The 14,132-nt window shown below is 65.1% G+C and carries 12 protein-coding genes; 8 read left to right on the forward strand and 4 right to left on the reverse strand.

The window, feature by feature from the left end; genetic code table 11:
* The first annotated feature begins 46 nt into the window (after window positions 1-46).
* From J7548_RS05280 to parC, 5 genes are all read left to right on the forward strand, one after another.
* Complete coding sequence (locus tag J7548_RS05280) at window positions 47-730, forward strand: DUF2848 domain-containing protein (RefSeq protein ID WP_290971297.1); 684 nt, start codon at window positions 47-49, stop codon at window positions 728-730.
* Window positions 731-797: 67 nt separating this feature from the next.
* Entirely contained in the window at window positions 798-2,150 is a 1,353-nt protein-coding gene (locus tag J7548_RS05285) for an amidase (protein ID WP_290971301.1), read from the forward strand.
* 228 nt (window positions 2,151-2,378) lie between these two features.
* Entirely contained in the window at window positions 2,379-4,379 is a 2,001-nt protein-coding gene (locus J7548_RS05290) for a DNA topoisomerase IV subunit B (RefSeq protein ID WP_290971304.1), read from the forward strand.
* Between the two features lie 220 nt (window positions 4,380-4,599).
* The gene (locus J7548_RS05295; RefSeq protein WP_290971306.1) at window positions 4,600-5,529 is read left to right on the forward strand and encodes a lytic transglycosylase domain-containing protein; all 930 of its coding nucleotides are present in this window, start codon (window positions 4,600-4,602) and stop codon (window positions 5,527-5,529) included.
* Between the two features lie 21 nt (window positions 5,530-5,550).
* Entirely contained in the window at window positions 5,551-7,866 is a 2,316-nt protein-coding gene (parC, locus tag J7548_RS05300) for a DNA topoisomerase IV subunit A (protein WP_290971309.1), read from the forward strand.
* A 76-nt stretch (window positions 7,867-7,942) separates the two neighbouring features.
* On the opposite strand, the gene J7548_RS05305 is transcribed toward parC, so the two are convergent.
* From J7548_RS05305 to J7548_RS05315, 3 genes are all read right to left on the reverse strand, one after another.
* On the reverse strand, window positions 7,943-9,121 hold the full coding sequence (locus tag J7548_RS05305; protein WP_290971311.1) for an MFS transporter: 1,179 nt from the start codon (window positions 9,119-9,121) through the stop codon (window positions 7,943-7,945).
* A 385-nt stretch (window positions 9,122-9,506) separates the two neighbouring features.
* Window positions 9,507-9,962 (reverse strand): Hsp20 family protein, encoded by a 456-nt coding sequence (locus J7548_RS05310; RefSeq protein ID WP_290971314.1) that lies wholly within the window; start codon window positions 9,960-9,962, stop codon window positions 9,507-9,509.
* Between the two features lie 196 nt (window positions 9,963-10,158).
* Window positions 10,159-10,644, reverse strand: coding sequence for a GNAT family N-acetyltransferase (locus tag J7548_RS05315; protein ID WP_290971316.1), 486 nt, complete (start codon window positions 10,642-10,644; stop codon window positions 10,159-10,161).
* A gap of 90 nt (window positions 10,645-10,734) precedes the next feature.
* Between J7548_RS05315 and J7548_RS05320 the strand changes: the two genes are divergently transcribed.
* The gene (locus J7548_RS05320) at window positions 10,735-12,174 is read left to right on the forward strand and encodes a PLP-dependent aminotransferase family protein (RefSeq protein ID WP_290971319.1); all 1,440 of its coding nucleotides are present in this window, start codon (window positions 10,735-10,737) and stop codon (window positions 12,172-12,174) included.
* 108 nt (window positions 12,175-12,282) lie between these two features.
* A complete protein-coding gene (locus J7548_RS05325; protein ID WP_290971321.1) occupies window positions 12,283-12,735 on the forward strand; it encodes a carboxymuconolactone decarboxylase family protein in 453 nt (150 codons plus the stop codon).
* A 13-nt stretch (window positions 12,736-12,748) separates the two neighbouring features.
* On the opposite strand, the gene J7548_RS05330 is transcribed toward J7548_RS05325, so the two are convergent.
* On the reverse strand, window positions 12,749-13,594 hold the full coding sequence (locus tag J7548_RS05330; RefSeq protein WP_290971324.1) for a LysR substrate-binding domain-containing protein: 846 nt from the start codon (window positions 13,592-13,594) through the stop codon (window positions 12,749-12,751).
* 152 nt (window positions 13,595-13,746) lie between these two features.
* Between J7548_RS05330 and J7548_RS05335 the strand changes: the two genes are divergently transcribed.
* Complete coding sequence (locus J7548_RS05335) at window positions 13,747-14,130, forward strand: tautomerase family protein (RefSeq protein ID WP_290971327.1); 384 nt, start codon at window positions 13,747-13,749, stop codon at window positions 14,128-14,130.
* Window positions 14,131-14,132: the final 2 nt, after the last annotated feature.

Raw genomic sequence — 14,132 nt, forward strand, 5'->3', positions numbered from 1 at the left:
GGTTCCGGCGTTTGATTCACGCAATCGTTATTGTGAAGTGACCGTCATGAAGCTTTCTTTCTCCCTCCCCGACAACGGCGCCGGCACCATCATTGCCGACATCCATACCCTGGTCATCGCCGGCTGGGCCGGCCGCGACATGGCCGCCATCGAACACCACATCGAAGAGCTGGAAGCGCTGGGCATCTCGCGCCCCAGCGCGGTGCCGCTGTTCTACCGCGTCTCGGCCAACCAGCTCACGCAGGAAAAGGACGTGCAGGTGCTGGGCGGCGAATCCTCCGGCGAAGTCGAAACCTTCGTCTTCAACGCCGGCGGCGAGCTGTATGTCTCGATCGCCTCCGACCACACCGACCGCAAGCTGGAAGCGCACAGCGTGGCCTTCTCCAAGCAAGCCTGCGTCAAGCCGGTCGGCGCCGCCGCCTGGAAACTGGCCGATGTGGTCGATTATTGGGATGAGCTGGTGATCCGCTCCTGGATCGAAGAGAACGGCGCCGCCGTGCTGTACCAGGAAGGCCCGCTGTCCTCGCTGCGCACGCCTTCCGACCTGATCGCACGCTTCACCAACGGCCAGGCCATCCTGCCCGAAGGCTGCGGCATGACCTGCGGCACGGTCGGCGCCATCGGCGGCATCCGTCCGGCGGCCTCCTTCACGATGGAACTGTTCGACCCGCGCCGAGGCCGTTCGCTGCGCCACGGCTATGTGGCGCAGTCGCTGGCCGAAGTTGCCTGAGTCGCCTGCGGCAAGCCGCCTGGTACGCTACACTGCACCCTCCATCGACCGCACAACCATGCCGACCATGTATCCCCGCCTATCCCAACTCGCCGCCGACCTCGACAGCGGCCGCACCACCTCCGTTGCACTGACCGAACAGGCGCTGGCGAAAATCGCCGACGCCAGCGGCGAAGGCGCGCGCGTCTTCACCAGCGTCTACGCCGACCAGGCGCGCGCCGCCGCGCAAGCTGCCGACACGCTGCGCGCGGCCGGCCTGCGCCGCTCGCCCATCGACGGCCTGCCGGTCTCGGTCAAGGACTTGTTCGACGTAGCCGGCGAGGCCACGCTGGCCGGCTCGGTGGTGCTGCGCGGCAAACCGGCCGCCGCCGCCAATGCGGTGGTGGTGCAGAACCTGATCAATGCCGGCGCCGTCGTCATCGGCAAGACCAATATGACCGAGTTCGCTTATTCGGGACTCGGCATCAACCCGCACTACGGCACCCCGCAGAACGCCTGGCAGCGCGGCGTGGACGGCGGCCGCATTCCCGGCGGCTCGTCCTCGGGCGCGGCGGTCTCGGTGACCGACGGCATGGCCTGCGCCGCCATCGGCTCGGATACCGGCGGTTCGGTGCGCATCCCCTCCGCCCTCAACGGCCTGACCGGCTTCAAGCCGACCGCCTCGCGGGTCTCGATGAAGGGCGTGCTGCCGTTGTCGCAATACCTGGATTCGATCGGCCCGCTGGCGGCCTCGGTCGAGTGCTGCGCCATCATGGACGCGGTGCTGTCCGGCGCAGATTACTTCGCCCCGATTGCCCATCCGCTGCGTGGCCTGCGCCTGCTGGCGCCGACCAATGTGGTGCTGGACGGCATGGATGAGCAAGTCGGCGCGGCCTACCAGGCGGCGCTGGGCAAACTGTCGGCCGCCGGCGCGGTGATCGTCGAGCAGCCGGTGCCGGCCTTCGGCGAACTGGCCGCGATCAATGCCAAGGGCGGCTTTACCGCCGCCGAAGCCTACGCCTGGCATCGCGGGCTGATCGCCGAAAACAAGGACGGCTACGACCAGCGCGTGGTTTCGCGCATCCTGCGCGGCAAGGACATGGGCGCGGCCGACCTGCTGGACGTGATCCATGCCCGCCAGCGCTGGATCGCCAACACCGAGGCGCAGCTGGACGGCTTCGACGCGCTGGTGATGCCGACCGTGCCGGTGGTGGCGCCCAGGATCGCCGACCTGCAGGCCAGCGACGACGCCTACTACGCCGCCAACGGCCTGATCCTGCGCAACCCGACGCTGATCAATTTCCTCGACGGCTGCGCCATTTCCCTGCCCTGCCAGCAGCCGGGCGATGCGCCGGTAGGCCTGTCGCTGGCCGCGCCCGGCGGCCAGGACCGCCGTTTGCTGTCGATCGCGCGGGCGGTCGAAGGCCTGCTGGCCGCCTGAAACAGCGCTCACCGTCCCCTCGCGCCGCCGCCCCGACAACGGCGGCGCACCTCCCTTCCGCGGCCGCGTTCCGGCCGCCCAGAGCATCATTTCCCACCAGTAATTTTCTGCTTTGCGCAATTTTCATTAGAATGCGCAGTTGGCAGCGCCCGCAGGGCGCATGAATACTGTCATTTTGGCTACACACCGGCCCTGCCGGCCTACCCGACCAGACCCAATCTCACCTGCATGGCAACCAAGAAAACATCCCCGTCCGACTACAGCGAATCATCCATCCGCGTCCTCAAGGGCCTGGAGCCGGTCAAACAGCGTCCGGGCATGTACACGCGCACCGAGAACCCGCTGCACATCATCCAGGAAGTCATCGACAACGCCTCCGACGAGGCGCTGGGCGGCTACGGCAAGAGCATCGCCGTCACCCTGAACGCCGACGGCAGCATCTCCGTGGAAGACGACGGCCGCGGCATCCCGGTCGGCCTGCACCCGGAAGAAAAGGTGCCGACCGTCGAAATCGTGTTCACCCGCCTGCATGCCGGCGGCAAGTTCGACAAGGGTTCGGGTGGCGCCTACGCGTTCTCGGGCGGCTTGCACGGCGTCGGCGTATCGGTTACCAACGCCTTGGCCACGCGCCTGGAAATCACCGTCTGGCGCAAGGATGAGCAAGGCAACGGCGTGCATACGCTGGCCTTCTCCGGCGGCGACGTGATCGAAAAGCTCAAGTCGCGCCCGGCCGGCCGCGACGACAAGAAATCCGGCACCCGCGTCACCGTCTGGCCGGACGCCAAATACTTCGACTCGCCCGTCATCCCGCTGGGCGAACTGCAGCGCCTGCTGCGCTCCAAGGCGGTGCTGCTGCCGGGCGTGAAGGTCACGCTGACCAATGCCAAGAGCGGCGACACCCAGAGCTGGCAATACGACCAGGGCCTGCGCGGCTACCTGATGGAGCAGCTGGCGCAGACCGGCAACGGCGAAACCCTGATCCCGCTGTTCGAAGGCGAACAGTTCGCCGGCAAGGATGCCGAAGGCTTCGCCGAGGGCGAAGGCGCGTCGTGGGTGGTGGCCTGGACCGAGGAAGGCGCGGTGGTGCGCGAGTCCTACGTCAACCTGATCCCCACCTCCAACGGCGGCACCCACGAATCGGGCCTGCGCGAAGGCTTGTTCTCGGCCGTGAAGAGCTTCGCCGAGATGCACTCGCTGCTGCCCAAGGGCGTCAAGCTGCTGGCCGAGGACGTGTTCGCGCGCGTCTCCTTCGTGCTGTCGGCCAAGGTGCTCGACCCGCAATTCCAGGGCCAGATCAAGGAACGCCTGAATTCGCGCGACGCCGTGCGCCTGGTGGCCGGCTTCTCGCGCCCGGCGCTGGAACTGTGGCTGAACCATCACGTCGACTACGGCAAGAAGCTGGCCGAACTGGTCATCAAGCAGGCGCAAAGCCGCCTGCGCTCGGCGCAGAAGGTCGAGAAGAAGAAGTCCTCCGGCGTGGCCGTGCTGCCCGGCAAGCTGACCGATTGCGAATCCTCGGACGTCTCGCGCAACGAACTGTTCCTGGTCGAGGGCGACTCCGCCGGCGGCTCGGCCAAAATGGGCCGCGACAAGGAATTCCAGGCCATCCTGCCGCTGCGCGGTAAGGTCTTGAACGCCTGGGAAACCGAACGCGATCGCCTCTTCGCCAACAATGAAATCCACGACATCGCGGTGGCCATCGGCGTCGACCCGCACGGCATCAACGACACGCCCGACCTGTCCGGCCTGCGCTACGGCAAGATCTGCATCCTGTCGGATGCGGACGTGGACGGCTCGCACATCCAGGTGCTGCTGCTGACGCTGTTCTTCAAGCACTTCCCCAAGCTGATCGAGAACGGCAACATCTGCGTGGCGCGCCCCCCGCTGTACCGCGTGGACGCTCCCGCGCGCGGCAAGAAACCGGTGCAAAAACTCTATGCGCTGGACGACGGCGAACTGGAAGCGATCGAAGACAAGCTGCGCAAGGACGGCCTCAAGGAAGGCGCCTGGAGCATCTCGCGCTTCAAGGGCCTGGGCGAGATGAACGCCGAGCAATTGTGGGAAACCACGATGAACCCGGACACCCGCCGCCTGCTGCCGATCGGCTTCGGCGAACCGGGCGTGCAGTCTTCGGAAGAACGCTTCAACATGCTGATGGGCAAGGGCGAGGCCGCCTCGCGCCGGGCATGGATCGAAGAGCACGGCAACGAGGCTGAGGCCGATATCTGATCCGCACCAGCCGTACACGCAAAAACAGAACAACAATCATGGTATTTACCGTCGTCAACATGTTGACGATGTACCTGGCCAAAGGAAAGTTTTTCTGACGACGACACTGAACGGCTGCGTTCCTGACAACTCTTAAGCATGATGCGACCACGACCAAGTACCATGACCGAACCAGCCAAGCTGCTTGCCCTGGCGCAAGCTTTCCGGGGCGATACCTGACATGCCGCCCCTGGCGCTACGCCGCACGTCCCGCGCGTTGACTGCCGCCTTGTTGGCGGCAGGCTTCGTGCTGCACGCGCCGCCGGCGATGGCCCAGCGCAGCCTCCAGTACACCGATGCGGACGGCGCGGTCCACACCCATACCGAGACCAACACCAATACCGACAGCAAGAACATCGTCTACCGCTACACCGACGCGCAGGGCATGGTCCACTTCTATGCCGAACGGGTGGACAACCGCGACAGCCTGATCGCCAGCAGCGCCGCCACCCTGAATCACCGGGGCGGCAAGGACGCGGCGACCGAACCCGATCCGCCGTTCGTGAAGACCATGATGATGCATCCGGATGCGCGCAAGTACGATGCCCTGCTGGGCAAGGCGGCCGATGAGTTCGGGCTGGATGCCTCGCTGCTCAAGGCGGTGATGACCGCCGAATCGGGCTTCAACGCGCGCGCGGTCTCGACCAAGGGTGCGGTCGGACTGATGCAGGTGCTGCCGGCCACCGCCGCGCGTTACGGCCTGCAGGGCGACCGTCGCAAGACGCTGCGCAAGACGCTGCACCAGAAGCTGACCGATCCGACGATCAACATCCGCCTGGCGGCGCGCTACCTGCGCGACCTGCTGGCGATGTTCCCGCAGCACGCCGAACTGGCTATTGCGTCCTACAATGCCGGCGAAGGGGCGGTGCAGAAATACGGCAACAAGATTCCGCCCTACCCCGAAACCCAGGGCTATGTTCGGCTGGTGTCGCGCTTCTACCAGCTGTATCGCCCCGCCGGCAACGTCGAGGCCGGCGGCGGGGCGCGCTTGAAGGTCACGCTGCCGCCGCATGCGCCGGGCGAAGCCTTGTCCGAAGCGCCGTCGCCGCAGGCCGTAGCCGGCACGGCCACCTCATTGAACGATCGGCAAGACGACGATCGACACGATTAACCAAGTTCGCAACGAAGACACATGACCGAACAAGCCAACCTGTTTGACCAGACCCCGCCTCCGCCGGACGGCGAATCGCTGACGCTGTCGACCTTCGCCGAGCGCGCCTACCTCGACTATGCGATCTCGGTGGTCAAGGGCCGCGCCCTGCCCGACGTGGCCGATGGCCAGAAGCCGGTGCAGCGCCGCATCCTGTACGCGATGAACGAACTGTCGCTTAATTCCGCCGCCAAGCCGCGCAAGTCGGCCGCGGTGGTCGGCGATGTGCTGGGCAAGCTGCACCCGCACGGCGACCAGTCGGTGTACGACGCGCTGGTGCGCATGGCGCAGGACTTCTCGCTGCGCTACCCGCTGATCGACGGCCACGGCAACTTCGGCTCGCGCGACGGCGACGGCGCGGCGGCGATGCGCTACACCGAAGCGCGCCTGACGCCCATCAGCAAGCTGCTGCTCGACGAGATCGACATGGGCACGGTGGAATTCCAGCCCAACTACGACGGTTCCACCCAGGAGCCCAGCCTGCTGCCGGCGCGCCTGCCCTTCCTGCTGCTCAACGGCGCCTCCGGCATCGCGGTCGGCATGGCGACCGAAATCCCCTCGCACAACCTGGGCGAGGTGGCGCGCGCGGCGGTGGCGATGATCCGCAACCCGAAGATCAGCCACGCCGAACTGATGACCCACATCACCGGCCCCGACTTCCCCGGCGGCGGCCAGATCATCACGCCGCAAGCCACCATCGCCGAGATGTACCAGAGCGGCCGCGGCAGCCTCAAGGTGCGCGCGCGCTGGAAGATCGAAGACCTGGCGCGCGGCCAGTGGCAGGCGGTGATCACCGAACTGCCGCCGGGCGTGTCGTCGCAAAAGGTGCTGGAAGAAATTGAGGAACTGACCAACCCCAAGCTCAAGCTGGGCAAGAAGACCCTCACGCCGGAACAGCAATCGCAAAAAGCCGCCATCCTCGGCCTGCTCGACGCGGTGCGCGACGAATCCGGCCGCGAAGCGCCGGTGCGCCTGGTGTTCGAACCGAAGTCCAAGAACCAGGACCAGACCGAGTTCATGAACACGCTGCTGGCGCAGACTTCGCTGGAAACCAGCGCCTCGCTCAACCTGGTGATGATCGGCGGCGACGGCCGCCCGCGCCAGAAGGGCCTGTCCGATATCCTTGGCGAATGGATCAGCTTCCGCTTCGACACCGTCACCCGCCGCACGCAGTTCCGCATGCAGAAGGTGAACGACCGCATCCACATCCTGGAAGGCCGGGAAGCGGTGCTGCTCAACATCGACAAGGTCATCAGGATCATCCGCGAATCGGACGAGCCGAAGCCGGCGCTGATTGAAGCGTTCAAGCTATCGGACCGCCAGGCCGAAGACATCCTGGAAATCCGCCTGCGCCAGTTGGCGCGTCTGGAAGCGATCAAGATCCAGCAGGAACTGGCCGAGCTGCGCGGCGAGAAGACCACGCTGCAAGACCTGCTCGACAACCCGGCCTCGATGAAGAAGCTGGTGATCAAGGAAATCGAAGGCGACGCCAAGCAATACGGCGACACCCGCCGCACCATCATCGAAGAAGCCGAACGCGCCACCTTCGAGCAGAAGGTGGTGGACGAGCCGGTCACCGTCATCATTTCGCAAAAGGGCTGGGTGCGCGCGCGCACCGGCCACGGCCACGATGCCGCGCAATTCACCTTCAAGGCCGGCGACGGCCTGTACGGCGCCTTCGAATGCCGCACGGTGGACAACCTGCTGGCCTTCGGCTCCAACGGCCGGGTCTACACGATCGCCGTCAACGCCCTGCCCAACGCGCGCGGCGACGGCGTACCCGTCACCACGCTGGTCGAACTGGCCAGCGGCAGCAACATCCTGCACTACTACGCCGGCCCGGCCGACACCACGCTGCTGCTGGCATCCGACGCCGGCGCGGGCTTCGTCGCCAAGGCATCCGACATGTTCGGCCGCGTCAAGGGCGGCAAGGCCTTCTTCACGCTGGATGAAGGCGCCCTGCCGCTGGCCCCGCGCCCGGTGGCGGCCGACGCCGGCGCCGTGGCCTGCCTCTCCGGCAACGGCCGCCTGCTGGTGTTCGGCCTGGACGAAATGAAGACGCTCTCCTCCGGCGGACGCGGTGTGAACCTGATGGAACTGGAGAAGAACGAAAAGCTCCTGGGCGCGCAAGCGATCAGCCAGAAGGGTGTGCTGGTCTACGGCACCGGACGCGGCGGCAAGGAGCAGGAAGTGTCGCTGTCGGCCACCGCGCTGGGCATCCATATCGGCAAGCGGGCGCGCAAGGGCAAGGCGCTGGAGTCGAGGATCAAGGCCGCGGGCTTGCGCGCCGAAACCTGATCGAACGCACCTGAGCCCGGTAATGAAAAACGGCCCCTGAGATTGACTCAGGGGCCGTTTTTCTTTGGCGCCAGCTTCAGTTGCGCCGTGCGCTCGACCACATCACCAGCAAGGACGCCACGCAAGCCAAGGTACCTGCCAGGAACGCCGCCGGATAGCCATACAAGCCGATCACCACGCCGACGATGGGGCCGGTCAGCCCCGAAGCGACGTCGATGAACGCCATGAAGCAAGCCACCGCCATGCCGCGCGAATGCGCCGGCACGCGCGCCATGGCCTGCACGCCCATCGAAGGGAACACCAGCGAGAAGCCGATGCCGGTCAGCACCGAACCAGCTAAAGCAGTCATCGGATCATGCGCCTGCCACAACATCAACTGGCCGCACAACTCGATGGCAACGGAAACTGCGCCGACCTTGGCCCCGCCAATGCGATCCGGCAGATGCGCAAAAAACAGCCGCACGCCGATATACCCCGCCGAAAAACCGAGAATGGCGTAACCCGCGCCCTGCCAACCGTAACTGCCATACAGCAGCACCAAGAAGCTGGTGAGGATGGCAAACGGCATCGCACTGAACGCCAGGGCCAAGCCAAAGCGCCAGATCAGCGCCAGCGCGCCCATGAAGGACAAGCCCTGCAGATGCCCGCGCGAAACCGCCAGCGCCGACAGCATGCGGGCTATGGCAAAGCCCAGCAAGGGCAGCACGATCGTCGTCCAGGCAACGCCCGCAAAGCCGAAGCGCTGCTGGATCGCCACGCCCAGCGGCCCGCCTATGCCCAGCGCGGCGAACATGGCGATGCCCTGCCAGGCCATCACCTTGCCGGTCTTGGCGATGCCGACACGGCCGATGCCCCAGGTCATGGTGCCGGTCAGGAACAGGCTTTCGGCCGGCCCCATCAGCAGGCGCCCCAGCGTCAGCACGGCGATGCTGCCCAGGGGATCGGCGATCCAGGTCGACGCCAAGTACAGCAGCCCGGCGCATGATGCCATCGGCAAGCCAAGCGAAACCGACTGCTTCGGCCCATGCCGGTCGCAATAGGAACCGGCGAACTTGCGCGTCAGGATGGTGGCGAAGGACTGGATACCGACGATCCAGCCCACCACGATGGCGCTGTAGCCCAACGTGCCGTTCACATGCAGCGGCAAGGCCGGCAGCGGAATGCCGATGCACAGGAAACCGGAAAACACGATCGCCACCAGCGGCAGCAGATTGCGCGCAGTCGAGCGCTCTTGCAGGTTTTGTGGGATGTTCATGGACATGTTCAACCTCGCTGTACGGAAAAATCGGCGCGTGCGAAAACGGCAACCGCAGCAGGATCGAATACCGGATGTTGCAGAGGGGATGGGGAGAAGCCGTTTGCCATGCGCAAGCGCGCCGGCCGGGAAAGTCGTTTCAAGTTTTTCACCATAGCGTCTGTGGCATCGCAGGCGGACGTAGTCGCGCTTGGCAGCGATGCCGGATGGACGCGTTGGTTGACGTGAACGCTTACGTATTTCCGGGTTGCTTCGTTACCGGTTCAGGCAACGGCTGGAAATATTTGCAGGGATTATACAGAGAATGCCCGGTGACGATACGCCGGGCACAAAAAAGAAAACCCGCTTACGCGGGTTTTCCATTGCTGCAAAACGACAAATCAAATCAGGCAGCGACACGTTCCAAACGCTGGACGTTGTCTTCCGCCGAACCGATCTCGATCTTGCGCGGCTTGAGCGCTTCCGGAATCTCACGCACCAGTTCGATGTTGAGCAAACCGTTTTCCAGGCTGGCGCCGGTCACCTTGATGTGGTTGGCCAGTTGGAAACGCTGTTCGAAATCGCGGGCGGCGATGCCTCGGTGCAGGAAGTTGGCTTGCGGCTCTTCCTTCTGTTTGCGGCCCACGACTTTCAGGGTTTCATTTTCGGTTTCGATCTCGATTTCGCTGCGTGCAAAACCGGCGACGGCCATCGTGATCCGGTATTTGTCTTCGGCCACCAGTTCGATGTTGTACGGCGGATAGCTGGGCTGGTCGGCGCGCTGGGCGTTGTCGAACATCTGGGCCAGGCGGTCGAAGCCGATTGCAGTGCGGTACAGGGGAGAGAAGTCGAAGTTACGCATAAAAATATCCTTTCAAAGTAAGCGATGTTTTCGTCGCAGACCTCGCGTTTGAGCATCTGCTGGTTCCGATCTAGGGATGCGCTTTTAGCTTTTCAAGGGAAAATTTTTTAAAATCCGGCGCCCATTTCCATCGGTATTTTTTATCGCTCCCGGCTCTTGAAAAGGGCGCCCCCGGCACTATTTCAATACGCTTTCATCATGCCGCCGTCCCGATGGCCTTGCCGAAACGCATCGAACTCGTCAGCAAACCCTGGCGGAAATAGAAGCGCTGCGCCCGCGCATTGGCCATGCCGGTATCCAGCACCAGCCGCGCGCAGCCCGCTTCCGCCGCGACCCCGTCCAATGCCTTCAGCAAGCGCTCACCCCAGCGCTTGCCGCGCGCGTATTCGGCGCTCACCAGATCGTCGACGTAGAGGAACTTGCCGTACACCAGGTTTTCCTGAAAACGGTAGCCGGCCAATGCCGTGACCTTGCCGTCGTCCCAGGCCGCCAGGATGCGATAACTTTCATCGGCGGCGCGGCCGGTGCGTTCCATGAATTCCTCTTCGCTGCGCAGGTGCGGGCGCAGCTCGCGCATGACGGGATAGCAGGCGCGCCGCTCCTCGTCGCTGTCCGCATGGCGCAATGCGGGGTCGGTGATGCGCCATTGCCTGGTCGTCAATTCCAGCAGGCGGTTGCTCATGGTTTCCTCTCGATGGGGTCTGTGATCGCGCCATCTTAATTTCCGGATGGCATAATCGGCAGAGCCAAGAAATGACATTTCTACTAAGCCATGAAATCGACTTCGACGCACGACTTCCTGCAGCTCACCCCGGGCGCCGACGAGCCCTATTACCGCCAGATCTATACCCGGCTGCGTTCAGCCATGGCCGACCAGCTGTTGAAGCCGGGCGACCGCATTCCCTCGGCGCGGGCGCTGGCGGCTGAGCTGGGGCTGGCGCGCGGCACCGTCGAAAGCGCCTATTCGCTGCTGGCGGCGGAAGGCTACATCGAGGCGCGCGGCCAGGCCGGCACCGTGGTCGCCACGGGCCTGAAGGCGATACCGGCCGCCGTCGGCGAGGCGCCGCCCCTGCCCGCCTCTTCCGCGCCCGCCGGGTTCGCGCCGTCCGCAACCTCGCCTGTGCTGCGCCCCTTCCAGATGGGCGTGCCGGCGCTGGACGCATTCCCACGCAAAATCTGGGCACGCCTGGCGGCGCGGGCGGTGCGCGCCACCCAAACGGCCGACATGCTGTACCCGCCGCCGGCCGGCCTGGAAACGCTGCGGACCGAGATCGCGCGCTACCTGCAACTGTCGCGCGGCATCGTCTGCTCGCCGGCACAGGTGTTCGTCACCGCCGGCTACCGCGATTCGCTCGATCTCGCCGCGCGCGCCCTGCTCCAGCCCGGCGACAAGGTGTGGGTGGAAGATCCCGGCTACATCCCCGCCGGCGCCTTGCTGCGCGAAGCCGGCATGAAACTGGTGGGCGTGCCGGTCGACCAGGAGGGATTGCAAGTCGGCGTCGGCGTGCAACTGGCATCGCGCGCGCGAGCCGCGGTGGTGACGCCGGCGCACCACAGCCCGCTGTGCGTGACGCTGTCGCTGCAGCGGCGCGTCGAGCTGCTGGACTGGGCTTCGCGCCACCGGGCCTGGATCGTCGAAGACGACTACGACGGCGAATACCGCTACGCCAGCCGGCCGCTTCCAGCCTTGAAGAGCCTGGACCGCGACGACCGCGTGCTGTATGCGGGTACCTTCAGCAAGGTGCTGTTCCCAGCGATACGATTGGCGTATCTGGTGGTGCCGGCCTCGCAGACGGCGCGATTCGAGGAAACCGCCCGCTGCTTCTCCGGCGGCAGCCCGGCGCTGACGCAAGACATCGTCGCCGCCTTCATGGCCGAGGGGCATTTCGCCCGCCACATCCAGCGCATGCGGCGCCTCTACCGGGAGCGGCGCGAACTGGCGGCGGCCGGGTTGGATGCGGTGCTGGGCAAGTACATGCTGGTCGAGGCCCAGCCCGGCGGCATGCACCTGCTGCTGCGCCTGCGCGGCCGCCGCTCCGACCGGACACTGGCCGAACGCATGCGCGCGGACGGCATGTTCGGCCGCGCATTGTCCGAATGCGTGCTGGAAAGCCGCCCTGACCTGCCGCCGATGCTGATGCTCAGTTTCACCAATATCGAGTCGCATCGGCAGGCGCAGCACCTGGCCAGGCGCATCCTCGCGCTGCTCTGACGATCATATTTCATGGCCCATATCGAATAGTCATTCTTGGCACTTCTCGACTGGTCCATGCCGCCGCATCATGGCAGCTCATCGTTACCCTGAGGAAAAGGCCCCGCCATGAGCAAGCGCATCGACATGTACAAGAATGCCACCGAACTCTACAACCACCTGCTGGCCGTCAACAACGGCCTGAAGCATTGCAGCCTGCCGGCCGAACTGGTCGAGCTGGTATTCCTGCGCGTGTCGCTGATCAACGGCTGCGCCTATTGCATCGACAAGCATTCGCGCGACCTGCTCAAGAGCGGAATGGCTATCGACAAGCTGGTGCTGGTGCCGGTCTGGCATGAAGCCGGCCAGTTGTTCTCGCCGCGCGAACAGGCGGCGCTGGCCTGGGCCGAGGTGGTTACCCATATCGGCGAGACCGCCGCGCCGGACGCCGACTACCAGGCCGCCGCCGCCCATTTCAACGAGCAGGAATTCTCCGAGCTGACCATCGCCATCGCGCTGATGAATGCGCTCAACCGCATGGCCATCTCCGGCCGCATGACGCCGCAGGCGGCCATGGCCTGACGCGGCAATGCGATTACGCCGCCTTCAATGCCGCCACCAGCGTACGCAGCACGCCCTGCGTACGCTTTTCCTTGAGCCGCGAATGCAGCACGACCTGGGCCAGCGGCAACGACGGCAACTTGAGCGCGGCTCCCACTTCGACGACGCCCGCCGGCGCGGTGCGGTACAGCAGCGCTGATACCGCCAGCCCCGCGCTGACTGCCGCCCCCACCGCGTGGATGCCGCCGCCGATGAATACCTCCACCCAGGGAATACCGGCTTCGTCCAGCCGGCGCAACGTCATGTCGCGGATGCGGCAGGTAGTCGAGAACGTCGCCAGCCGCAGCGTTTCGCCGGGATGCCAGCGCCACTGCGGCGCGGCGAACCAGCCGATGCGTTCTTCCATCACCAGCTCGCCGCCGCTGTCCTGCGGCTCGCGGCGCACGATGGCGGCGTCCAGTTCGCCGCGCTCGTACTGCTGCATGACTTCGCGCGAGGGCGCGATCCTCACCTCGATCACCACGCCCGGGTCATAGCCGTTGACCTGCGACAGCACCGCGGCGAAGGCGCTGCCGGCCACGTGGTCGCTGATGCCGACCGAAAAGCGTGCGGCGCCCTGCGCCAGCTTGCCCAAGGCGCGTTCATGCGCGCCCAGCAATTCGCGCGCGGCCGGCAGGAATTCCTGGCCATCTGCGGATAGCCGCACCAGGCGTGGCGTGCGTTCCAGTAGCCGGCGCGCCAGGCGCTGCTCCAGTTTCTTCAGTTTCAGGCTGATTGCCGACTGCGTGCTGTCCAGCGCCTCGGCGGCGCGGGTGAAGCTTTGCAGGTCGGCCACCAGGACGAAGGCCTGTACGGCGTCGAGGTCTAGCGGACGTTCCATGAGGACATTTCCTTCGCCAATGATTAAAAATTTAAATCATTGAAATATTCAATCAGTTATTTTTCGAATTATTCGTGCAGCGTAACATGCATTTCATCGGGCCGCAGCTACCCGAAAAGCTTCGATTCCGCCAACTGACAAAGGAGATTGCCATGCCCCTGGTCCGAGTATCCCTGCTGCGCGGCAAGCCGCGCCCCTACCGCGCCGCCATCCTGGAAAACATCTACCAGGCGATGCGCGAAACCTTCAACGTGCCCGAGAACGACCGTTTCATGGTGCTGACCGAGCATGATCCGGAAGAGCTGGTATTCAGCCGCGACTACATGGGCATAGACCGCTCGGACGATTTCGTGCTGATCCAGCTGACCATCAGCAATACCCGCACGCAGGAACAGAAGAACGCCCTGTTCGCGCGCATCGTGGAAAGGCTGGGGAAGGATCCCGGCGTGCGTCCGGAGGATGTGATGATCAGCCTGGTCGAAGGCGACAAGGGCAACTGGTCGTTCGGCCACGGCCTGGCGCAGTATGTGATGTGAGG

This window comes from Herbaspirillum sp. (assembly GCF_017744395.1).
Taxonomy (GTDB): Bacteria; Pseudomonadota; Gammaproteobacteria; order Burkholderiales; family Burkholderiaceae_D; genus Herbaspirillum.